Origin of the sequence: Flammeovirga agarivorans (assembly GCF_012641475.1) — a bacterium.
GTDB lineage: Bacteria > Bacteroidota > Bacteroidia > Cytophagales > Flammeovirgaceae > Flammeovirga > Flammeovirga agarivorans.
Genome location: NZ_JABAIL010000005.1, coordinates 581,712 through 605,180 on the forward strand (window position 1 = coordinate 581,712; position 23,469 = coordinate 605,180).

General features: G+C 33.8%; 17 protein-coding genes and 2 tRNA genes. 11 read left to right on the forward strand and 8 right to left on the reverse strand.

Annotated elements, in window-relative coordinates:
* Positions 1-3: 3 nt before the first annotated feature.
* Together HGP29_RS18565 and HGP29_RS18570 are read left to right on the forward strand one after the other, a co-directional pair.
* The gene (locus HGP29_RS18565) at positions 4-756 is read left to right on the forward strand and encodes a polysaccharide deacetylase family protein (protein WP_168883918.1); all 753 of its coding nucleotides are present in this window, start codon (positions 4-6) and stop codon (positions 754-756) included.
* Entirely contained in the window at positions 749-1,852 is a 1,104-nt protein-coding gene (locus tag HGP29_RS18570; protein WP_168883919.1) for a hypothetical protein, read from the forward strand. Before HGP29_RS18565 ends, HGP29_RS18570 begins: the two co-directional genes overlap by 8 nt.
* A gap of 14 nt (positions 1,853-1,866) precedes the next feature.
* Here HGP29_RS18570 and porU2 read toward each other — a convergent pair whose 3' ends face one another.
* Positions 1,867-7,170 (reverse strand): putative type IX secretion system sortase PorU2, encoded by a 5,304-nt coding sequence (porU2, locus tag HGP29_RS18575; RefSeq protein WP_168883920.1) that lies wholly within the window; start codon positions 7,168-7,170, stop codon positions 1,867-1,869.
* Positions 7,171-7,299: 129 nt separating this feature from the next.
* Between porU2 and recG the strand changes: the two genes are divergently transcribed.
* Complete coding sequence (gene recG / locus HGP29_RS18580; protein WP_168883921.1) at positions 7,300-9,405, forward strand: ATP-dependent DNA helicase RecG; 2,106 nt, start codon at positions 7,300-7,302, stop codon at positions 9,403-9,405.
* A 54-nt stretch (positions 9,406-9,459) separates the two neighbouring features.
* Here recG and HGP29_RS18585 read toward each other — a convergent pair.
* Together HGP29_RS18585 and HGP29_RS18590 are read right to left on the reverse strand one after the other, a co-directional pair.
* Positions 9,460-9,544: transfer RNA gene (locus HGP29_RS18585), tRNA-Ser, on the reverse strand.
* A gap of 164 nt (positions 9,545-9,708) precedes the next feature.
* Positions 9,709-9,793 (reverse strand) — tRNA-Ser (locus HGP29_RS18590).
* 188 nt (positions 9,794-9,981) lie between these two features.
* On the opposite strand from HGP29_RS18590, the gene HGP29_RS18595 reads away from it, so the two are divergent.
* Entirely contained in the window at positions 9,982-10,212 is a 231-nt protein-coding gene (locus HGP29_RS18595) for a VF530 family protein (protein ID WP_168883922.1), read from the forward strand.
* A gap of 51 nt (positions 10,213-10,263) precedes the next feature.
* Here HGP29_RS18595 and HGP29_RS18600 read toward each other — a convergent pair whose 3' ends face one another.
* From HGP29_RS18600 to HGP29_RS18610, 3 genes are read right to left on the reverse strand one after another with little or no spacing between them, the layout of a single operon-like run.
* Positions 10,264-11,103: a phosphatidate cytidylyltransferase gene (locus tag HGP29_RS18600; RefSeq protein WP_168883923.1), complete on the reverse strand. Its 840-nt coding sequence runs from the start codon at positions 11,101-11,103 to the stop codon at positions 10,264-10,266.
* On the reverse strand, positions 11,087-11,296 hold the full coding sequence (locus HGP29_RS18605) for a putative signal transducing protein (RefSeq protein WP_168883924.1): 210 nt from the start codon (positions 11,294-11,296) through the stop codon (positions 11,087-11,089). Before HGP29_RS18605 ends, HGP29_RS18600 begins: the two co-directional genes overlap by 17 nt.
* A gap of 10 nt (positions 11,297-11,306) precedes the next feature.
* The gene (locus HGP29_RS18610) at positions 11,307-12,227 is read right to left on the reverse strand and encodes a CPBP family intramembrane glutamic endopeptidase (protein WP_235958322.1); all 921 of its coding nucleotides are present in this window, start codon (positions 12,225-12,227) and stop codon (positions 11,307-11,309) included.
* A gap of 190 nt (positions 12,228-12,417) precedes the next feature.
* Here HGP29_RS18610 and dusB point away from each other — a divergent pair, with 190 nt between their 5' ends.
* The gene (gene dusB / locus HGP29_RS18615; protein ID WP_168883925.1) at positions 12,418-13,410 is read left to right on the forward strand and encodes a tRNA dihydrouridine synthase DusB; all 993 of its coding nucleotides are present in this window, start codon (positions 12,418-12,420) and stop codon (positions 13,408-13,410) included.
* Between the two features lie 194 nt (positions 13,411-13,604).
* Positions 13,605-14,072: a YHS domain-containing (seleno)protein gene (locus HGP29_RS18620; protein WP_211093329.1), complete on the forward strand. Its 468-nt coding sequence runs from the start codon at positions 13,605-13,607 to the stop codon at positions 14,070-14,072.
* A gap of 56 nt (positions 14,073-14,128) precedes the next feature.
* Here HGP29_RS18620 and HGP29_RS18625 read toward each other — a convergent pair whose 3' ends face one another.
* The gene (locus tag HGP29_RS18625) at positions 14,129-15,202 is read right to left on the reverse strand and encodes a Glu/Leu/Phe/Val family dehydrogenase (protein ID WP_168883926.1); all 1,074 of its coding nucleotides are present in this window, start codon (positions 15,200-15,202) and stop codon (positions 14,129-14,131) included.
* A 542-nt stretch (positions 15,203-15,744) separates the two neighbouring features.
* On the opposite strand from HGP29_RS18625, the gene HGP29_RS18630 reads away from it, so the two are divergent.
* The 3 genes from HGP29_RS18630 (at position 15,745) to gatA (ending at position 19,366) form a co-directional block, all read left to right on the forward strand.
* Entirely contained in the window at positions 15,745-17,460 is a 1,716-nt protein-coding gene (locus HGP29_RS18630) for an ABC transporter ATP-binding protein (protein ID WP_168883990.1), read from the forward strand.
* A 63-nt stretch (positions 17,461-17,523) separates the two neighbouring features.
* A complete protein-coding gene (locus HGP29_RS18635) occupies positions 17,524-17,736 on the forward strand; it encodes a twin-arginine translocase TatA/TatE family subunit (RefSeq protein WP_394354072.1) in 213 nt (70 codons plus the stop codon).
* 202 nt (positions 17,737-17,938) lie between these two features.
* A complete protein-coding gene (gatA, locus tag HGP29_RS18640) occupies positions 17,939-19,366 on the forward strand; it encodes an Asp-tRNA(Asn)/Glu-tRNA(Gln) amidotransferase subunit GatA (RefSeq protein WP_168883927.1) in 1,428 nt (475 codons plus the stop codon).
* 56 nt (positions 19,367-19,422) lie between these two features.
* Here the strand turns inward: gatA and HGP29_RS18645 are convergent, their stop codons facing one another.
* Positions 19,423-19,674, reverse strand: coding sequence for a hypothetical protein (locus tag HGP29_RS18645; protein WP_211093331.1), 252 nt, complete (start codon positions 19,672-19,674; stop codon positions 19,423-19,425).
* Positions 19,675-19,914: 240 nt separating this feature from the next.
* Here HGP29_RS18645 and HGP29_RS18650 point away from each other — a divergent pair, with 240 nt between their 5' ends.
* Positions 19,915-22,059 carry a LysM peptidoglycan-binding domain-containing protein gene (locus HGP29_RS18650; RefSeq protein ID WP_168883928.1) on the forward strand — a complete coding sequence of 715 codons (2,145 nt, stop codon included), beginning with the start codon at positions 19,915-19,917 and terminating at the stop codon, positions 22,057-22,059.
* A gap of 67 nt (positions 22,060-22,126) precedes the next feature.
* Positions 22,127-23,431 (forward strand): tyrosine--tRNA ligase, encoded by a 1,305-nt coding sequence (gene tyrS / locus HGP29_RS18655; RefSeq protein ID WP_168883929.1) that lies wholly within the window; start codon positions 22,127-22,129, stop codon positions 23,429-23,431.
* Positions 23,432-23,469: the final 38 nt, after the last annotated feature.

Consider the following 23,469-nt stretch of genomic DNA (forward strand, 5'->3'; position numbering starts at 1 on the left):
TTTATGAAGTTATTGCTGAATTCCTTTTTGATATTTTTTATTCTTTCAGGCTGTACAATACAACAGACTCCTAGCATTAATTTATCATTTGATGATAGGTCTATTGATTCGTGGTATAACATAAAAGATCTCTTTCAAAAATATGATGTAAAAGTAACTTTTTTTATCACACAAATAGATTCCTTATCTGTTTCAGATATTGTAAAATTAAGAGAACTAGAAGAAGAAGGTCATGAGATAGGGTATCACGGTAATATTCATGTTGTTTCAGAGTATTACATCAAAGAAAACTCATATATAGATTATATTGAAAATGAAATAAACCCAGGGTTGGATAGTTTAAAAAGTTTAGGGTTTAACCCCATATCATTTGCCTATCCGTATGGTTCTAAGTATTGGTTTACAGATTTTCTTCTTTATCTAAAAGGGTTTGAGTATACAAGAAATGTCACACCTAGATTTGGAGAGGATGATTTAACTAAATTAGATATATACTCATCACAAAATAGTTGGGATTTTAGAAAATCAGCATTAGAGATTGATGCAAATGCAAAAGTGAGTATTGAGATGTTAGACCTGGCATTTCAGAAGGTTGTTGATGAGCATAAAATCATTTATTTGTATGCACACACACCAACGAAAGAAGAAAACCCAAAGGCATATAACATTAATATTAAATATTTAGAATCGGTTTTTGTCTTATCGAAAAAATATAATTTAAAATTTACTACGTTTAAGAATTTTGCAAATGAATAGAATGGTAGTTAAGGATAAATTACTAATACCTATTTTATCAATAATAGTATTTTCTGTCTTATTTTTTATTGCTGTAAAAACAGGGTTGGGAATAGATTATGATTCAAAGATTTATATAAAAGGAGCAGAATATATTCAAAGTTATGGTATTATTTCCTTTCTCAATGAACCGTCTTTTGCAATGTGGCCACCTTTAGAGTTTGTGGTAATTTCAGGTATAAAGAGTTATTCATCTTTATTACTTTTTCAGTATCTCATGGTTGTTATATCAATACTATATTGGAATAACTTCTATTCTTCTTTTTATGAACCTGATAAATTAAACCAATGGGTATTTGCATTATTATTATCAACAAATGTTGGTTTATTATTGTGTGCAAAATTTCTTTGGTCAGAAAGTCTATTTCTATTTTTAGTTTCCACAATTATATATTATGTTTTTAAGTATGTAAAGACACAGAAGGTAGCCTATTTATTTCTGATCGGTTTATTGTCGATACTTCTACCTTTACAAAGAATATCAGGTCTATTTATTATTCTTTCAATTATAGCAGTCACTATCTTTTTTTTGAATAATTATCGACTTATCCTATTTGAAAGTCTTGGTTTATTTTCATTTACAGGTTGGTTTTTAATAACTAATGCAGGTCTATCAAGAAGGGAGGGAATAGAGCTTTCTTTTGGTTTATTTAGTGATGTCATTTTCAATTATTTTGATGTAGTTCAAAAAAACTTTTTTCCTTCAATTTTACCTTATCCTGTTCTTGGTGTTCTAATTTCTTGTCTGGTACTCATACCCCTATTTGTTAAAGCGATAGGTAACATCTATATACCAACATTATTTATATGGATGACTAATACAGCTTTAATAATACTTAGTATTTTTTTAAAAAAAGCAGGTAATGATCAACAAGAAATAATGAGGTTTCTAACCCCCATAATTCCACTTCTATTAATTTTGGTCTTAGAGTCTATCTCAGTTCTAGGTGTTAAATGGAAAATTGATCGCAAACTATTGATACTGATACCGACTTTATTATCGATATATTCGTTTGTAAGAGCAATCAAGAACTCAATATTATTTTCAGAATTATGAAGCGACCCTATTTATTATTTTAATAGGTAAAGCTTTCCAATATTATGTTTAAATAGGTTGTCTTTACTTGTTTCTCTATGTTTGAAAGTTTGATTAGCTTTCTGAGGAATAATTACTCTATATAGGTAAACACCATTAGCCAGTTGATCTCCAAATTCATCTCTTCCATCCCAAGCATATTCAGAAATATTGGTTCCTATACGTATCGGGCCTAATTCATCTTGGAAAATTTCTTTTACAACGCGACCTGTTACTGTCATAATTTGAATTTTAATTTGATCAGGGACTTCGGTCCCGGTGATTTGGAAAACAAACCTTACATTATCAGAAAAAGGATTTGGATATGGATAGAAATTAGTGATAGCAGCTTCTTTATTTACCTCAAACTCCACTCTTAACTTGTTAGCCCTCTCATCAGTTCGATCATAACCAGAGTTATTACCAGTAGCATCTTGTCCTAATACTTCAATAGTATATCGGCCAGAAGATAAAGTACCGTCATCATCAAGGTATTTTACGGGAGCAACTTCATTAATATCAAAAGAAGAGACAATTTGGTTTTTATTATTGAAGCTTTCAATATCAGCATTATTTACATCTAGTAAGGTGGGGTTTTCATCATCTCCTTCTTGTTGTAAAAAGATAGTTAATAATGATGTAGTATCATTTTCAGAGTCTTGTGTATAATTATCCTTCAATGATAAATAATCATTTTCATCAATTAAACTAACATTAATATTTGCACTAGGAGACACGAAATCGCCATTGATAATTCTTTGACCGTCGAACAGTACTTCAATAAGCGGGTTGGTTGAATCACTTTGAATAAGAATACGTTCTACTGATGAATTATTATTGTAATGTAATTCATTGATCGCTCTATCTGAGTTGACATAGGTAGTGATTTCTGTTTCTCCTGATAGTCTTTTTGTGATGTCGTTTTTACTCCATGAATCAGGACTTAATGAAATACTTCTTGTTGAATTTGGAGGTAATGGAGCAATTAATAAGCTATCTGTGAAACTTTGAAACTGAGCGTTAACAGGCTGATAAATGAAAGTGATTAAAACGCTATCTTGAAAAGCTCTTGTACTAATATTATGAAAATCATAACTGTAGGAGAAACTTTCTCCTTGTTGAACAACGTCTTTAGTTTCTTCAGATGTTTGTATAAGTACACCCTCAGCTGATGGTTCATAAGCAACTCTCCAATTTTTTAACTGGGCCACACTTGGATTTGCACTATTATCGGTTAATTCCATACTAAGACTTATTTCATCATAGTTTCGGATGCTTGCAATAAGCCCAAGGTCAAATCCATTCGAAGGAGATACTCCATCAAATTGAAATAATGAGTCGAAAGTGATGTTAGTAGAATTTGGATCTCTTTGAACACCATATAATGTAGTTTTAATAACATCATTATTATCTGTATCTACATTAAACCATAATCTTGAGAATTGTGATGAAGGTCCAATCGGTAAAGTGGTGATTCTTGCTGTGTTTACATCTCTTTGTATACTAAAGCTTTCAGTTAATAATTGATCAGTAGATGTTCCGTAAAATGTCTGGCCACTGTTTGGTATTTGGAATTGACTCCAACCAATAAATGCGAGGCCTTTTTGTGTTAAATTAGCTTGCATATCCAAAGTATCTAATCCTATTTCACTGAACCCTTGAAGGTGTGAATGATATGCAGCCCTTTGCCCTGTACCTGGATTAGGTAGAGACTCTTGGAAATCAAAACTTCCTGCCATAATTGTTAATACATAGTCTCCTTGAGCAATAGATTCGAATTTATACTCGGGGTCTATGAACAGTGAGTAAGGGCCATTTCTAGTTAATGGATCACCACAGCAAATATTACCACCTCTAATATCTGATGAATTAAATAATACAGCAACGGGAGGATTTCCTTCTCCACATTGTAATGGATCCCAAGATCTAGCTTGAGCTCCTTTAAATTCACCAGTAAATTGATCAAATACTAAGAACAATAGTTTATCTCCACCGTTTCCGCTTCTGATACAAGTTCCTTCAAATAGATAAGTAGTGCCATCAAGTGAAACCTCATAAGTTTCGCCATTATTGTATGTTGCTCCGCCAGCCTTTACCGAAATTTGGGCATCATTTTGAGGATATTCCCATCGTAGATCTGTTTCATTACCAGTTAAAGTGACTCCACTGATGCTATTGTTTTGCATTTGGTAAATTGAGCTTTGCATCCATCCATATCCACTACTGTTTGTGATTTTTGTAAAGGAAAGAACGTCCCAATTTCTATTACTGTCGCTATTTAATGATCTAACTCTAGCATAATATACAGTAGTGTCACTGGAGTTATTTAGTGGAAGTGACCAGTTAAATAATTGCTCTCCTTTTATCGTTTCTTCAGCAATTAAACTACTAAATGCACTGTCAGCAGCTATCTGAAATTGAACGTTTTGTTCTTCTTTAGCTAAGCTGTAGTCATATGCGTAAAGTTGAATAGAATTGTCATGAATGACAGACTCATCTTGTGGAAAGATAAAATTGACTTTATCAGAAAAGAATTGAGCATTTACGGTAGCTGTATTATTATTTAAAGTTAATTCATCTAATGTTGAAATGACTCTTCCATCTGCATTTACAGAGTCGCCAATGGAAACAATAATTTCATTTGTACCAAAACCTAAGGTTTTGTCGTCAGCACTATTTAATACCTGTATTAATACATCTTGATTATTGTATGGAGCACTAATAGCCTCACTCACATTGACATTAGCGGATAACTGTCCGTTAGAATATTTTCTTTCTACTTGGATATAAACGTTATCACTAAATGTTTTTCCAAAATTTTTGATATTGATATTCAAAGTGAAGTAATCATCAGCAGCATTTAGAGATCCAGACTGAGGAATGATAGTTATATGATCTGTCTCTAATGCAAAATCAACTTTTTCAGGTGAAATAAAGATGTAAGGGTCTCCTTGTAACTCATATTGTTCCATAGTTGAATATGTAAGGGCTGAATTAAAGGTAGCATTGCGGAGAAAATTTTCTTGTGTCTTATTAATGTGTCTACCAATATGATTACCAATTTGGTTTTGGAATGTTTCAGCATAAAAAGATGTACCGAAATCTCTAAGAGCATTTCGTTCACCAAATCCTGATTTAGCCATAAAACCTACAGCACCTTTATCTGGAGTTTCAATCCAATCTTCCCCCCAAGATTTACTATTAGTAAGGTAGTTACCACCACCACAACCACTCATCAAAATGAATGGATACCTGCCTTTGTTAGCATATCCTTTTGTTGGGTCACTAGCTTCTCCAATGTCAATATCAGCATAATCGGCAGAGGCATGTCCATAAAAAGCCATCAAAGTAATACCTTCATTGACAATATCCGAGACATCAATAAATTCAATAGATCCGTCAGTTTCTCTGCTTATTGTTTGTACAACACCACCTTCTAAGGTGTCCACGAAAACATCTTTATAACTATTTACTATAGCCTTAAATGATTCTTGATCTCGAGCATTAGAACCTCCACTTAAGTGTAGAGCATCTTTTCTCCATAAATCATCAAAATCCAATGCATCATGTTCTTGTACTTTAGCTAAATAGTCAAGTAACTGATCATTGTTTATTGCACTCATTCTTCCTATTAGAATTGCAGGTACCTCTGTGATATTTCCTGTGCCGTCATCTAATCCCATAGAGTAAGCTACATCAGAGCCAGGATATCCAAATGCAGGTATGTAATTATAGCCTCTTGTACCATTAGGAGTTTCATCATAATTATTTTCGTAGGGATCGTAGTTTAAGTCGAGGCCTTTTCCTAGAAGCAATACAAACTCTAAGTTTTCATTATGAAGTAATTTAATACAGTTTCGGATAGCTAAAGGATTTTCTTCTCCCCAAGAGAATGTATTAAATAGTTTGTTGATATCTGCTAAGTAAACGGAGTTACTACCGCCTGCATTAGATTTTCTATAATTAGAATAACTTGTAGCACCACTCATTAAGTCTGAATGAGTAACGATGAGATAATTATAGTTTAAAGTGTTATTAGTGAATTCAAAATTGGCTATTTGAAGATTTGAAGGAGATTTAAATTGAGCACTGTAATAAATATCTATTGAAGATGGAGAACTATCTACGATTGCCTCTGTTCTACCAGAGACGACTGAAGTACTAAGTGAAATAGGATTTTCTATATCTGTAACATCAAAAAATCTACCTTCATTATTCTGTCCAATTGATAATCTAAACTTCTTATTAGGATCTAAAGTGAACTTCCTGTCATTTGTAGGGTCAATGTTTGCATGAACTTGAGGGTAGGTTAAATTAATATATGCAGCAGCAACTTGATCCTGATTGGTACCTGTTCCGTTGTTTGAATCTACAAAAACTAAAGAGGTGCTTCCGTTAGAAGAATTAAAATCAGAAGACGTTAGATTCATGTTCAGTTCGTCTCCGGCTTCATATCGTGTAATACTTTGACTTTCTTTTTCTGTGGCACTAGTATTATCAACTCCTACTCGGATGGATAGATTTGCATTGCGGTAAGCAAAGTTGATGATGCGAACGCTTAATGTAGCGTTGCTGAAAGTAGAAGCGAGGTCTGTAGTATTCAACTGATACGACATTTGCCCTCTTGTTTGCCCTTCATTGTATGCTGTCCATGATCTTGGTCCTCTAAAAGTCGAACTAAATTTATTACGATTTCCATCTGTAGCTTCACCTCTACTAAAAGAACGTCGTAATCCTCCAAAATTATCAGTGTCTTCTGCACTTCCTCCAACTGGTTCTCCTCTATAGGTTTCAGTATACCAATGGTTAACTATATTTTCAGCTCCTGTCGGGTCTACATTGACAGGCGTCATTCTTAAAGGAGGAGTTGTTTCAGAAATTACAGCACCAGCAGATAAGAAGTAAACTGCAGTTCTTGAATATACTGGCTCGTATGGGTTAATAAAGTCATTTTCATTTCTAAATAAATCTTGATCTGTCTCTCCATCATTTCTCTCACCATAGAATTCTAAATAGTCAATTCTATCATTAGATGTAGCGACCACTCGAATAGCAATTTCTTCTCCTCGACGATACATCCTAACAACTGAAGCACTTGTAGAGTTTACTGGATATCCTGCAGTTTGAAGGTCTGAACTAGTTATTCTATAAATTCCTCTTTCTCTTACTTCCATTCGATAAAAGGAAGTGCTATTAATTTTCTCCCTCCACGCATCAAGACGATCCTCAGACGATTGAGCATAAGCAGAAAGACTAAAAAAGTTGATGAGTAATATTAGAATGACAATAACTTGTCGCATATTAATGTGTGTAGAATAATGAATTAATTTAGAAACCCTTTATTTAAATTTAATAGTTTTCGATAGATTTCTACTAATTTCGAGCCATAGTCTATCAATTAATTTGGCATAATAAAGTTATCGATTCAAGTGAGTACTGTTTTTGATACCAAAATTGAGTTTTTAAAAGGGGTTGGAGCTGTTAGAGCAGAAATTCTGAATAAAGAACTAGGGGTATATACCTTTGGTGATTTATTAGAACAATACCCTTTTCGTCATGAAGACAGAACTAAGTTTTATAAAATAGGTGAAGTCTTTGATGATACTGCTTATGTACAGATGATTGGCAGATTGACCTCTTTAAATAGTGTGGGTGACGGCAGGGCCAAACGATTGATGGGTATTGTATCTGATGAAACAGGTGAAATGGAACTTGTCTGGTTTAAAGGTGCAAAATGGATAGAGCGAAAGTTAAAAGTAGGGAGTTGGTATATCGTATATGGTAAACCACAACGCTACGGTTATAAATTATCGATTGCTCATCCAGAAATGGATGAATATGATCAAGGTGTATCACAAGCGAAGTCGGGAGGTTTACAGCCTGTGTATCATACCACAGAAAAAATGAAAGCGAAAAGTTTTGATAGTAGAGCACTAGCTAAACTTACTCGTACTTTATTGGAAAAAGTCTATCATGATATTTCTGAAACTTTACCTGAATACTTAATCAAGGAAAATAACCTTATTTCAAAAGGTTTAGCGGTGGCATGGACCCATTTTCCTAAGAATCCTCAAACTTTACAACAGGCTAAAGATCGACTGAAGTTTGAAGAATTATTCTTTCTTCAGATGAAAATTATAGCGTCTAAAGTTGGTAAAAGAACAGATAAGTACCGAGGACAGATTTTTGATAAAATTCCAACGTTTAATATTTTTTATAAAGAACACCTTCCTTTTGACTTAACAGGTGCCCAAAAAAGAGTGGTAAGAGAGATTTATGATGATATGAGAAAAGGATATCAAATGAATCGATTACTACAAGGAGATGTGGGGTCTGGTAAAACTATTGTTGCATTTATGTGTATGTTGATGGCTTTGGATAATGATGCTCAGTCAGCATTAATGGCTCCTACTGAAATCTTAGCACAACAACACTATAATGGATTAAAACCATTTGCAGATGACATGGGTGTAACCATCGAATTGCTCACAGGTTCATCAAAGACTAAAGATAGGAGGAGGATAGATGAGACGCTTAGAGATGGAAGCTTAAAAATAATTGTAGGCACGCATGCTCTAATTGAAGATAAGGTAGATTTCTATAATCTTGGTTTATGTGTCATTGATGAACAACATCGCTTTGGTGTAGCGCAGAGAGCTGCTCTTTGGAAAAAGACTAGTAAGGAGAAGCCTCATATGCTTGTAATGACAGCAACACCAATTCCTAGAACTTTAGCGATGACAGTTTATGGAGATCTTGAAGTGTCGATCATCGATGAACTTCCTGCTGGTAGAAAACCTATTATTACTTGGCATAAGTTTGATAAAGGCAGATTAAGAGTTTTTGGTTTTATGAGAGAACAGATAGAGTTGGGAAGACAGGCTTATATTGTTTATCCTCTAATTGAAGAATCCGAAACACTCGATTATAAAAACCTTGAGGAAGGGTATGAAAGTGTTTCAAGAGCTTTTCCAGACTATAAAGTAAGTATTGTTCATGGTAGAATGAAGCCGGCTGATAAAGATGCCGAGATGCAAAGGTTTGCTGAAGGGAAAACTCAAATAATGGTGGCTACTACCGTAATTGAAGTAGGAGTGAATGTTCCTAATGCAAGTATTATGGTGATCGAGAACGCTGAGAAATTTGGCTTGGCACAATTGCACCAGTTAAGAGGAAGAGTAGGTAGAGGAGCTGAACAATCGTATTGTGTATTGATGACTGGAGACAAGCTATCAAAAGATGGAAAAGTACGTATACAAACGATGGTAGATACTACAGACGGATTTAAGATAGCTGATGCGGACTTAAAATTAAGAGGACCAGGAGATATTGAAGGCACACAACAGAGTGGAGTGTTAGATTTGAGACATGCAGATATTGGACAAGACTCGGCGTTATTGCAAAAAGTTCGAAATATTGCAGAGAATATATTAGATGAAGACCCTGACTTAGTAAAGGAAGAACATGCTATTATTAAGCAACAGCAATCTATGCTGGTAAGAAAGTCAGTGACGAATTGGAGTAGAATTAGTTAAAAGCAAATGATATAAAAAAAGCATCAAACCTTTCGATTTGATGCTTTTTGTTAGCAGAGAGTGAGGGATTCGAACCCCCGGTACCTCGCGGTACAATGGTTTTCAAGACCACCGCATTCGACCACTCTGCCAACTCTCTGTGTGCTATCTTTCTGTGTTAGCGGGTGCAAATATGTGAGAAGTTTTCGTTACTTCCAAATACTTTGAGTGTTTTTTTTATAAAAGAATGTAAATTTTTCTTTTTAGAAGAATTCATATAAAAATAAAAAAGCATCAAACCTTTCGATTTGATGCTTTTGTTAGCAGAGAGTGAGGGATTCGAACCCCCGGTACCTCGCGGTACAATGGTTTTCAAGACCACCGCATTCGACCACTCTGCCAACTCTCTGTGTGCTATCTTTCTGTGTTAGCGGGTGCAAATATGTGGGAAGTTTCCATTACTTCCAAATGGATAATTGATAAATTTCAATAAAAATGAATCTTATTTTATATTATATTGATTATCAATTTAATAAATTATGATTTAAATAAGCTTAGATTTTACCCTACCTTTGTTTAAATATCAAATTATTGAAAATGGAAGAAAATAAACAAAACAAGGATCCTTTACATGGTGTAAAGCTTGCTGAGATTGTTGAGTTCCTTGTAGACTATTATGGTTGGGAAGAACTGGGAAATAAAGTAAGGATAAATTGTTTTAGAAATGATCCATCCGTAAAATCAAGTCTAAAGTTTCTGAGGAGGACGCCTTGGGCTAGAGCAGAAGTTGAAGCATTGTACCTAGATAAAGTAAAGTACAAGAGATAATATTATAAACAAGAAGAGCGTATCACTTTAATGATACGCTCTTCTTGTTTTTTAGAAGTTAGGAGGGAAGATCCTGAGGAATGCAGCTATAAAAGGTGCTGACAATAATAATCCATCAAAACGGTCTAAGAAGCCTCCATGTCCAGGCAAAGTGGTTCCTGAGTCTTTAATACTCATGCTTCGCTTGAATAGCGATTCTACTAAATCACCATAGGTACCTGTTACTACAATAATGATTGCGATAGTTACCCATCTCCATGCTTCTAAAGAATTAAAGAAATGTGAGAAGACTAAACTTACAGTGACAGCTAAAGCAGCTCCACCGATACTACCTTCCCATGTTTTCTTAGGAGATATTCTTTCAAACAGCTTTCTACGCCCGAATGTTTTGCCTGAGAAATAGGCACCTGAATCATTTGCCCATAAAATCAACATGGCACCAATTAAGATTTCATAATGGTACTGAGTATCAAAAAATACATAAGTATGTATTAGAGCAAATGGAACAGAGCAATACATTACTCCGAGGAAAGTATATGCTAGGTTTTTAAAAGGCTGTTTGTCCTCCTTATTGTATAATTTTATGAGATATGCAGAGGTAAATCCTACAAAGACCAAATACATCCATTTGGTGGATATTATATTTAGTTCCATAAAAAATGTAAGACAATAAATTAGGATACCTAAGCAAGTACCGTACGTTCTAAGTGGTAAGTGTTCTTCTAGTCTAAGCAGTTTATAAAACTCAAGGATTGTTGCAACACTAATGATCAAGAATAGACCAAAGTATGTCCAAACCCCAAAGTAAATAGCTCCAATCATTCCAACACCTCCAAGTGCACCTACGATGACTCTTTGTGTAAGTTCAGAGCGGTTATTCAAATTCAACATCTTGTTTAATAATTAAAGTGGCCTTTTCCATATTGGCCTTATCTACGTAGACTTCTCTATAACCAAAGTTATTATATGAGGAGTCTCTTTTATCTAAAATAACGGCGTTAATACCTCTTTCTTCTAATGTCGCTTTTACGATTTCAGCTTTGTATACTTGTTCCGTTGTATAAACCTTTTCCCAATTGACCATAATAAAGACTTTAAGATGTTTTTAGATTTTTCAGTTTACGATAGTAAAAAAGTATACCAAAAGCGATCAGAGTTGTAATTATTATTATATACCATTCTGGTGCTTCTGCTGAAAAAGGGTCTTTCATTTCAGGTAATAATTCATCCTTATTTACGTAAACGCTGATTACAGTTATAGCATTATTCGTTATATGTGCTAAAATAGAAGGGTATAAACTTCTACCTGACCACAAAAATAAATATCCTAACAATACTCCCAAGAACATTCTTACAAAGAATCCATAAAATTGCATATGTATAGCAGAAAAAAGTATGGCTGATAGCCAAATTCCCACATGAACATTATTGAACATTCCTTCTAAGTACCTTTGAATATAACCTCTAAAGAGTATTTCTTCTCCGATACCCGCTAAAAGAGCAATAACAATAAACCCAAAAAGGAACTCCCATATACTCTGGAAGTCAACTAAGAAAGCGGTAACTTCTGCTAAATGCATTTCCGATGCCTTAAACGAAGCTTCTAAAGCTTGGAAGGTAGGGGGAAACTCAATATGTTGGTTCCATACTAAAATAGCTGATCCTAAAGGTAGGAATGCCGCCATTACAAGCATTGCCAGTAAATATTGTTGTGTATTTGTAGATGGTCTTCTTAAGTTTTTGGTGAAAGTAAGATCGTATTTCCATCCAAATACTACAGGTCCTAATATAAATGTAAAGATAGCAGAAATTGCTTGGGATAATAATACCTCGAAGCGACTTTCATAGTTACCTAAACTTGAAAAAACCTCTGAAATTTCATAATGATGTAATGGTAATAATAATGCAACAATTACGAACTGTCCTACAAATGTAAAACACACTACGGATAGTATTACCAGAAGAAACTTTTTAAAGTATTCAAATGGAGTGGATTGAAATGTATGGTCTGTCATCTACTTTTTATAACTTTGCATTCCAACTGAAAATAGGTTTTTCCTAATAGATGTTATATAAATATCTAATTATTAGGATTTTAAGAACCTATATCGTTTTTATGTAGTTCTCTAATATGTAGCAAAGATACTTTTTTCTTTAAGAGTAGAAACTACATTGTTTGCTAAACCTTTAAAATGCTTTAATATCGTGGTAAAAATTGGCGACTTAGAAATAAAAGATTTTCCCTTGTTACTGGCTCCTATGGAAGATGTAAGTGATCCTCCATTCCGTGCTGTATGTAAAGAAAATGGTGCTGATTTAATGTACACAGAATTTATTTCTGCTGAAGGATTAATTCGTGATGCTGCCAAAAGCCGTCAGAAATTAGATATCTATGACTATGAACGTCCAATTGGTATTCAGATTTTTGGTGAAAAAATTGACTCAATGAGAGAAGCAGCTGCAATTGCAGAAGAAGCTAATCCAGAGATTATTGATATTAATTATGGCTGTCCTGTGAAAAAAGTAGCAGGAAAAGGTGCAGGTGCTGGTATTTTATTGGATATCGATAAAATGCAAAGCATGACTGAAGAAATCGTTAAGCAGGTACAAAAACCTGTAACAGTTAAAACTAGATTAGGCTGGGACGATAAAACAATTCGTATTGTTGAAGTCGCTAAAAGATTACAGGATGTTGGTGTTCAGGCTTTGACTATTCACGGTCGTACGCGCCAACAAATGTATAAAGGAGTGGCAGATTGGACCAAAATCGCTGAAGTGAAAAACCACCCAGATATCCATATTCCTATTTTTGGTAATGGAGATATTGATTCTCCTCAAAAAGCCTTAGAATACAAAAATAAATATGAGGTTGATGGTATCATGATTGGTAGAGCTTCTATTGGTTATCCTTGGGTATTCCGTGAAATCAAACATTTTATGGAAACAGGAGAAATCTTAGATGCACCAACTTTACAGGAAAGAATTGATACGTTACGTCGTCATCTAGATTTTTCTGTAGAATGGAAAGGTGACAGAACAGGTATTTTTGAAATGAGACGTCATTATACAGCTTATTTCAAAGGAATTACTCACTTTAAGCCTTTTAGAACAAGACTTGTAGAAGCAATGACACATGAGGAGGTATTAAACATCCTTACTGATGTTCAAGAATACTATGATAAACAAGCTGTTTTGTAAAATCAGACTTTGTTTATAAATCAATATTTAGCCAACAGTTAGTGATAATTGTTGGCTTTATTTTCTTTATACTTATCTATGTTATTCACATGACTTGTGAATAGATAGTGTAAATGTGAATAACTTTTTATAAAGAAATACAGTATACTTAATAAAAATCAAAAGTTATTCACAATAACACCCAAGAATTAACAATGAAAAAGTATATAATATTTCTGCTTAGTCTATTTTCAATATTATTAGTAAGCCAAGTATCATATTCACAAATAAAGAGTGATTTAAACTTAGAGAAAGGTGATGTTGCCGTTGGAGGCTATGATCCAGTAAGCTATTTTGAAAATAAAGTTGAGAAAGGAGATCGACATATTACTACTGTTTATCAAGGAGCCCATTATTATTTTGTTTCACAAAAGCATTTAGAAGCTTTTAAAGCAAGTCCTCAGAAATATTCTCCTGCATATGGAGGATGGTGTGCATATGCCATGGGAGTAAAAGGGGATAAGATAGATGTAAATTATGAAACTTATAAAATTCAGAATGGGAGACTTTTCCTTTTTTATAATAAGTTCTTTTCGAATACTCTAGAAGATTGGGAAGAAGAAGGAGCTGAAAGGTTAGAAAAGCAAGCTGATAAGAACTGGAAAAAATATTTAGCACAATAAAAAAAGGACTCAATAAGAGTCCTTTTCGTTTATATAGTTTTACCTGAATTGGTACGTTAGTAAGTGCTTTTTATAGAGGCAACCTCATTAATTCGTTGCTGAGCGATGTCAATTGCAACTTCTTGAGCATTCTTGCCTGTAGCTTCAGATTGTTCAAAAACTTTTAATGTCTGATCATAGACAAACTCACATTTGTTCCAAGACCATTCTTTAGAAGTTTTGATCACTTCAGCATATACGTTGATTACACCACCAGAGTTGATTAAAAAGTCGGGAGCATATAAAATCCCTTTAGATTTTGCTAAATCACCATGAACTTTTTCATCAGCTAGTTGGTTGTTGGCACATCCAGCGATGATAGAACACTTCAATTTCTCAAGTGTTTCATCGTTTACAGTTGCACCTAATGCACAAGGAGAATAGATATCCACATCTAAATCATAGATTTCATCTAACCCTACTCCATTAATGCCATATTTATTAACAACATCTTTTACTCTATCTTCATAGAAGTCAGAAACATAAATTTCACAACCTTCTTTCTTTAGATATTGAATGATATATTCACCTACGTGGCCAGCACCTTGGATCGATACTTTTTTACCAGCAAGGCTATCTGTGCCGAATTGTTTTTTAGCAGCGGCTTTCATCCCCATATAAGTAGTATATGCAGTGAATGGTGATGGATCACCTAGACCACCTCTTGTTTCAGGCATACCACTTACATAAGATGTTTCAGCAGCAATATGTTCCATATCACCTGCATTCATTCCAACATCTTCGGCAGTGATGTACTTTCCATTTAAGTTTTTCAAGAAACGACCATAAGCTCTCAACATCGCTTCTGATTTATGTTTTCTTGCGTCACCGATAATTACGGCTTTACCTCCACCAAGATTTAATCCAGCGATAGAGTTTTTAAAAGTCATACCTCTTGACAAGCGGAGAGCGTCGTTTGTCGCTTGTGCTTCATTTTCGTACATCCACATTCTTGTACCACCTAAAGCAGGTCCTAATACAGTATTATGGATAGCAATGATAGCTTTTAATCCAGTAGATTTTTCATGGCAATAAACCACTTGTTCGTGTCCCATTCCTGAGACTTGCTCGAAAACTGAGATATCTTCCATTTATTTATTGTTGTCTTGTCTTTTGATTAATGCTGATCAATTTAACTATAAAAGTCGATGGCAATTTACATTTTCAAAACAGTAATGCAATAGGGACTTAATGAGTTTAAATTTTAAGTAATTACAAAATATTATATCAATCTGAGTGATTTTTAAATTATTTATAAGATGTTATGATTATTAATTAATGATTTTGTAAAATATTGTTTTGAAAAATAAAAAATTGATTTTTTTTTGAAAAAATGGTTTTAATTACGATTTCTAAGGTATTAGAGGGAATAATCAAATATAATTGTGTGGAGTATTAATACGATTTAATAGTGAGTATTCTAAAAAATTCAAACAATAGATGCATTTTTGTATTTCTAGGAGATACATTGTACTCATTCGAAAGCGATTGTTTCTCTTTTTAACCAACAAAAGAGATTTTATTATCCGAGTGAATCAATTAATTTGTGATGTCACTTTCATCAGTAACTCATTAATCAGTGGATAAAGAAAATAATAAAGGACAAATATTTGACAAAGAAGTACTCTCAAGGATGATGATCTTTGTCAAACCACATCTTAAGTATTTTATATTATTAGTAGTTCTAACGGTTTCGTTAGGTGTGTTAGCTCCTTCAAGACCTTACCTAATTCAGTACACAATAGATAATTACATTGTAGAAAATGATATGCCCGGCTTAAATCAGATGATCGTTATTCTGATTGCTGTGCAGTTACTACAAGCGTTAGTACAGTTTTGCCATACCTACTTATCAGGTTGGTTAGGGCAACATATTGTAAAAGATATGCGAGTGATGTTGTATGAGCATATTCTTAAACTGAAACTAAAGTTTTATGATAATACCCCAATAGGTAGATTGGTAACAAGGGCTGTTTCTGATATTGAAACATTATCCGAAGTATTTACCAATGGAGTGGCAGCAATGTTAGGTGATATTCTTCAGCTAATCTTCATTTTCCTAGTAATGTTGTATACGGATTGGAGATTAACCCTTATAAGTTTATCAGTTTTACCAATTCTTTTATTCTCTACTTACGTTTTCAAAGAAAAAATTAAAGTAGCTTTTAATGATGTTAGAAATGCAGTTTCTAACCTAAATACATTTGTTCAAGAACATATTACAGGGATGAATGTAGTACAATTATTTTCTGCTGAAAAAAGAGAACAGGAAGAGTTCAAGAAGATCAATAAGGAACATAGAGATGCGAACATCAGTACAGTTTTATACTACTCTATCTATTACCCGGTAGCAGAAGTAATTGCTGCTTCAGGAACAGGTTTATTAGTATGGTGGGGTGCACATAGTGTTTTAGATGGGTATGCTACGTTGGGTACATTAATCGCTTTTATCATGTACATCAACTTATTCTTCAGACCTATTCGAATGATTGCTGATAGATTTAATACATTACAAATGGGTATTGTATCTTCTGATAGAATATTAAAACTATTAGACGATAAGGATTTTATTAGTAATGAAGGTACTTATGAGACAGATCATATCGATGGTTTTGTAGAATTTAAGGATGTGTGGTTTGCTTATAAAGAGGAAGACTACGTATTGAAAGATATTTCATTTAAAGTAAATCATGGGGAGACTGTTGCTTTAGTAGGAGCTACAGGAGCTGGAAAGTCTTCGATTATTAATTTAATCTCTAGATTTTACGAAATAAATAAAGGAACTATCTGTATTAACAATAGAAATGTTAAAGATTATGATTTATATAATCTTAGAAAACATATTGGTGTAGTTTTACAGGATGTATTCCTTTTCTCATCATCGATTAGGGAAAATATTACACTCGGAGACACTAAAATTACAGATGATCAGATTTTAGAGGCAGCGGAATTGGTAGGAGCGAGATCTTTTATTGAGAAACTTCCTGGAAAATTAGATTACAAAGTAATGGAAAGAGGTTCAACGCTTTCGGTAGGACAAAGACAATTATTATCTTTTGTAAGAACCATGGTGTATGACCCTAAAATTATCATTTTGGATGAGGCAACATCCTCTGTAGATTCAGAAACAGAACAGCTAATTCAAAATGCAATTAATTCTATGATGAAAGGAAGAACGAGTATTGCTATCGCACACCGTTTAGCGACAATAAGAAATGCTGATAACATTATCGTTCTAGATAAAGGAGAAATTAAAGAGTCAGGTACACATGATGAGTTATTAAAGAAAAAAGGCTTCTATTCTAAACTTTATCAAATGCAGTATAAAGAAGTTGAAGGAGTCAATTGAATTTAGTAATTAATTGAGTACCTTTGCAATAACGTAACAAACAATAAATTTACAACCATGGAATTGAGTACAATTTTGTTATTCGGTATGCCAGGAGGTTTCGAATGGGTAATCATCGGTTTAGTAGTACTTTTATTATTCGGTGCTAAGAGAATCCCTGAATTAGCTCGTGGGTTGGGTTCTGGTATTAGAGAATTCAAAGATGCTAAAAATCAAATCTCAGAAGAGATTGAGAAAGGTATCAAGGAAGAGGAGAAGAAAAAAGAAGAAAATTAATCATTCTTCATTTGTCTTGATATATTTTTAATGAAATGTATTTTTCGTTAAATATTTCGTAATAAAGTAGAGAAGTTTATCTTTGTCATATAGATGAGGATAAACTTCTTTTTTTATGAAGTGTTGCTTGATATTCTGACTACTGTTTCAGAGAAATACTTCGAACGATATCCTTTTTTTTAGACTTGACAAACGAAACAATATGTATAAATCATTTGAAGATATAAAAAAGGCGATTGCTGAAGGTAAAACTTCTTGTGTGGCATTGGTGGAATCATATTTGGCTCGAATTGAAGAGAAAAAACATTTAAATGTTTGGAACGAGGTTTACCCAGAAGAAGCTTTGGCTCAAGCAAAGTTAGTAGACCAGAAAATCTCAGAAGGAAAAGCGGGAAGATTAGCAGGTATGGTTGTTGGTCTTAAAGATGTTATTGCTTACAAAGACCATGGCTTGCAGGCTTCATCAAATATGTTAGATGGATATGTATCTCCTTTTTCAGCTACAGCAACAAATCGTTTATTAGCAGAAGATGCAATTATTATCGGTCGCCAAAGCTGTGATGAGTTTGCAATGGGATCTTCAAATGAAAATTCAGCATTTGGTGTAGTAAAAAATAACATTGATGAAACAAGAGTTCCAGGAGGTTCTTCTGGAGCATCAGCAGTAGCAGTTTCAGATGATCACTGTCTTGTGTCATTAGGATCAGATACAGGTGGTTCAGTAAGACAGCCAGCAGCATTTACAGGGACTGTTGGATTAAAGCCGACATACTCTAGAATTTCTAGATGGGGACTTATTGCTTATGCTTCATCATTTGATACAATTGGAATTATTTCCAATAATGTACCTGATGCTGCTTTAGTATTGGAAATTATTGCTGGAGAGGATGAAAATGATGCTACAGTATCACAAAGACCTGTACCTGCATACTCTGCATCTGTATCAAAAAAATCAACAGAGAAGTTAAAGATAGCTTACATCAAAGAAACGGTTGAAAGTGAGCATCTAAATAAAGATATCAGTGAAAAAACTTTTGCCAAGATTGAAGCACTAAGAGCTGAAGGTCATGAAGTAGAAGCAATAGAATTTCCATTACTAGATTATCTTTTACCAACATATTATATCTTAACCACAGCAGAAGCAAGTACTAACTTAGAACGCTTCGATGGAGTACGATATGGTTATAGAACAGATAACCCTAAAGATTTAGAGGCTTTATATAAAAAATCTAGATCAGAAGGTTTTGGTGATGAAGTAAAGAGAAGAATTATGTTGGGTACATTTGTACTGTCTGCTAGTTATTATGATGCATACTTCTCAAAAGCTCAAAAGGTAAGAAGAATGATCAAAGAAACGACAGAGAAGATTCTTTCTGATTATGATTTTATCTTAATGCCAACAACTTCAGCTCCATCTTTTGAAATTGGTAAATACGGAGAGAATAACCTATTGGAGTTATACCTTGGAGATTTATATACTGTACATGCTTCATTAGCAGGTTTACCAGCGATCTCTATTCCAAACGGAACAGATAAAGATGGTCTTACAATTGGTTTGCAAGTGATGGCCAACCGATTTGAAGAAGATAAAATGTTAGCCTTTTCTGAGTACTTAAGCTCACTAAACTAAAAGGATTGACAAAAATATATTGAGAAGGTACTATGAAACTATCATAGTACCTTTTTTTAATTGATCATTAAACTATTTCTATGTAAAAGCTGCTTTAATTCATCTATTGAGCAGTTGTATTCCCAATACATCATTCGTCCATGTGATGAAGTGACCAATAAATATTGTTTACTGATGGATTGAATTCTATCAATTGATATCAGTTTTCTGACATAATCTGTTTCTTGAACTCTTTCTACAATCTCTTGGTTGTTTTCATCAAACCCATGAACTATTAATGCTGTTTTTACTTCTAAGTCGATATACATAATGATTAAAATTGAAGTGAGAATTTGTTGTTTTAGTAACGTGATTGTGAAAGATAAGTAAAGCCAGAAGAGGAAGTAAATGATAATCAGAAAAAATGCTAATCGGGGCAACATAATTTCCAATTCTTAATCCTTAATTATTAAATCATATTATATTTGTCGTAGCGTCATCGTCTGATTATTCGATTCATTTCATTATCTAAGATATGCTATCTTTTTCCCTAATTATTTTAACCGAAAATGCAGTTGAAGAGCTTTAAGGTTTACACCCTTCTCGTATTTATTATAACTTTTATTTCTTCTAATGCCATTGCCCAAGATGAAGGTGATGCAATGATGACATGGCAAGATAGTATTTATACTGTAGCATTACCCGAAGGGTATTTGTTGCCGTCTGATACTTTAGAAGTAGTAGAAGCTGCTCCATATGCACCATGGTTTGAAAATTATGATGAATTTGATACAACATCAGCAATTCTGATAGATGTTACTGATAAGTCGTACGACTATGTTCCGAATGTATCTGATAGTTTAGTCATGGAAAGACTAAAAGCAATGGAGAATGTTATTCCATTAGAATATCATGAAAGGGTACGTTTATTTATCGATTATTTTGCTGTAAGAAATAGAGAATACACTTTAGGCATCCTTCAAAGACAAAATATATTTTTTCCAATGTTTGAAAGAGTATTGGCAGAAGAAGGAGTTCCTGTAGAATTAAAGTATTTAGCTGTTATTGAATCTGCCTTAAAACCTGTAGCATTATCAAGAGTAGGAGCAAAAGGTTTATGGCAGTTTATGCCAAGAACTGGTAGAGCGTATGGATTAAAGCAGAGTTATCAGATCGATGATAGGATGGATCCTGAAAAAGCAACAAGAGCAGCAGCCCGTTATCTGAAGTTTTTAAGAAATTATCATGGTGATTGGGAATTAGCTATTGCAGCATATAACTGTGGTCCAGGTAATATTAGAAAAGCACAAAGAAGGTCTGGAAAGAAGAAGTTTTGGGATATTTACAGAAAACTACCAAGAGAAACTCGCTCATACCTTCCTCAATATGTGGCAATGGCTTATGTATTAACCTATGCTGAAGAATATAACTTAGTACAGGAAATGCCAATGTATGAGATTCCTGCTGAAGATATTTTTGTTAGCCAATCTATTGATTTGGGTAAGTTGGCGGAAGAATTAACAGTGTGTAGAGAGGATTTGGTACAATTGAACCCGTCATTACGATTTGGTTATGCTCCTAATTATGTCAAAAACTTCAGAATTAAGATTCCAGAAGCAAGATTTGATTATTACTTGGAACATCAAGATAGCATTCTGACAAAAGTGAAGTACACTGGTAAAGGAGCAAATGTAGGAGATGGATTTTATTATCACTATGTAAGAAGAGGTGAGTCTTTGGGATTGATAGCTAGTAAAAACCGTGTTTCTCTGTCAAGTTTGAAAGCTTGGAATAACCTTAGAAGTAATACAATTTACCCTGGTCAAAAGTTAAAGATATATGGTAATGCTTACAGTCCGGGTCCTCAAACTAGTACATCTTCAACAACTAAAAAGTCTTCGACAACTAAAACTAGTGGAGCAAGTATTTACCATACAGTAAGAAGTGGTGAAACTTTAGGGACGATTGCAAAAAAATATAGAGTATATGTAGCTGATATTAAAAATCTAAATAATATCTCTGGTTCTACGATATATAAAGGGCAAAAGCTCTTGATAAAGAAAGGGAAATATTCTGCCCCTGCTCAGTCTAATACTTCAGCATCTACAAAGACTACATCAATATCTGTTCAATCGACTTCACCTAAAGGAGAATTACAGTATCATACAGTAAGAAGTGGAGAAACTTTAGGTGGAATAGCCGAACAATATAATACGACAGCTTCTAACCTAAGAAAGTGGAACAATATCAAAGGTTCAACAATCTATAAAGGACAAAAGTTAAAGGTATATTCGTCTGTAAAAGTGACGACTGCATCTTCAACCAATAAAAAGTCGACCTCAAGTGCTTCTAGTAGTACTTATGGACCTTCATCTAAAACTAGGTCTCATACAGTAAAAAAAGGAGAGAACTTAGTTGAAATAGCAAAAATGTACAGAGTGTATGTCAACGATATAAAAAGAGCCAACGGTTTGAAATCTTCAAGCATTCAAGCAGGACAAAAGTTGACAATTCCACCTTCACCAAGTAGTGTTTTAAATACAAAAACTACTTCAACTGGAACTGATAATACGAAATATTATACAGTAAAAAGTGGAGATACATTATGGAAGATATCTCAGAATTTAGGCATTAGCGTAAATGAGATTAAGCAATTGAATGGACTAAAAAGTAATAATTTAAAGGTAGGACAACGTCTAAAGATAAAATCTTAAGCATCTTTAAATAATGATTTGATGATTTCCTTGTAAATTGCGCATTCAAATTTGAAACAACAGAAAAATGGCAGATATAAAAACAAATCTTATCGAGGAGTTGCAGTGGAGAGGAATGCTGCACGATATCATGCCAGGTACTGAAGATCAATTAAACAAAGAGATGACGACAGCATATGTAGGTTTTGACCCTACTGCAGACTCTCTTCATATTGGTCATATGGTATCTGTAATGTTGCTAAGACATTTACAAAAGGCAGGGCACAAGCCATTAGCTATTGTAGGTGGTGCAACAGGTATGATTGGTGATCCTTCTTTTAAAGATGCAGAAAGACAACTTTTGGATAATGACGCTATCCAAAAGAATATTGCAGGAATGAAAGGACAGTTGGAAAAGTTTTTGGATTTTGATTGTGGTGAAAACTCAGCTGAGATTCTAAACAACTATGATTGGTTCCAAGACTTTAGTTTTATCGACTTCGCTCGTGAAGCAGGTAAACACCTTACTGTAAATTATATGATGGGTAAAGAATCTGTAAAGAAGCGTTTAGCAACAGGTTCAGGTATCTCATTCACTGAATTTACATACCAATTGTTACAAGGATGGGATTTCTATCATTTATATAAAACGAAAAACTGTCGTTTACAATTTGGTGGTTCAGACCAATGGGGAAATATTGTAACTGGTACTGAGTTAATCCGTCGTAAGGCACAAGGAACGGCTTATGCTGCAACTTGTCCATTGATTACTAAATCTGATGGAACGAAATTCGGTAAGACTGAAAGTGGTGCAGTATGGTTAGATCCAGAAAAAACATCTCCTTACCAATTCTACCAATTCTGGTTAAATGTTGCTGATGATGATGCAAAAAGATATATCAAGATCTTTACTTTCATTGAGAAAGAAGAAATTGATCAACTAATTGCTGATCATGACGAGGCTCCTCATACTCGTATTTTACAAAAAAGATTAGCTGAAGAAGTAACTAAAGCAGTTCATGGACAAGCTGAATTAGATACTGCTATAGCAGCTTCAAATATTCTTTTTGGTAAAAATGTAACTGAACAGTTAAAATCTCTAGACGAACGTACACTTCTTCAAGTATTTGAAGGCGTTATGCAGTCTGAAATTTCGAAAGCTGATTTAGAGGGAATGGCTGAAATGGCTGATTTACTATCTGCTGGAACAAATAATCAACTTTTTGCTTCAAAAGGTGAGGCAAAGCGTATGATCAAAGGCGGTGGTATTTCTATTAATAAAGCAAAATTACAAGGTAGTGAACTTCCTAAAGAAGTTGAGTTACTTCAAGATAAATATATTCTTGCTCAAAAAGGTAAGAAGAACTATTGCTTAATTAAAGTAGTAGACTAAACAGATTTATCTGTAATAAACGAAAAGGGACTTTTTTC

Coding starts and splice junctions, on each gene's coding strand:
- HGP29_RS18565 (WP_168883918.1), top strand. CDS start 4: ATGAAGTTATTGCTGAATTCCTTTTTGATATTTTTTATTCTTTCAGGC.
- HGP29_RS18570 (WP_168883919.1), top strand. CDS start 749: ATGAATAGAATGGTAGTTAAGGATAAATTACTAATACCTATTTTATCA.
- porU2 (WP_168883920.1), bottom strand. CDS start 7,170: ATGCGACAAGTTATTGTCATTCTAATATTACTCATCAACTTTTTTAGT.
- HGP29_RS18595 (WP_168883922.1), top strand. CDS start 9,982: ATGGAAGAAAATAAACAAAACAAGGATCCTTTACATGGTGTAAAGCTT.
- HGP29_RS18600 (WP_168883923.1), bottom strand. CDS start 11,103: ATGTTGAATTTGAATAACCGCTCTGAACTTACACAAAGAGTCATCGTA.
- HGP29_RS18605 (WP_168883924.1), bottom strand. CDS start 11,296: ATGGTCAATTGGGAAAAGGTTTATACAACGGAACAAGTATACAAAGCT.
- HGP29_RS18610 (WP_235958322.1), bottom strand. CDS start 12,227: ATGACAGACCATACATTTCAATCCACTCCATTTGAATACTTTAAAAAG.
- HGP29_RS18620 (WP_211093329.1), top strand. CDS start 13,605: ATGAAAAAGTATATAATATTTCTGCTTAGTCTATTTTCAATATTATTA.
- HGP29_RS18625 (WP_168883926.1), bottom strand. CDS start 15,202: ATGGAAGATATCTCAGTTTTCGAGCAAGTCTCAGGAATGGGACACGAA.
- HGP29_RS18630 (WP_168883990.1), top strand. CDS start 15,745: ATGATGATCTTTGTCAAACCACATCTTAAGTATTTTATATTATTAGTA.
- gatA (WP_168883927.1), top strand. CDS start 17,939: ATGTATAAATCATTTGAAGATATAAAAAAGGCGATTGCTGAAGGTAAA.
- HGP29_RS18645 (WP_211093331.1), bottom strand. CDS start 19,674: ATGTATATCGACTTAGAAGTAAAAACAGCATTAATAGTTCATGGGTTT.
- HGP29_RS18650 (WP_168883928.1), top strand. CDS start 19,915: ATGCAGTTGAAGAGCTTTAAGGTTTACACCCTTCTCGTATTTATTATA.
- tyrS (WP_168883929.1), top strand. CDS start 22,127: ATGGCAGATATAAAAACAAATCTTATCGAGGAGTTGCAGTGGAGAGGA.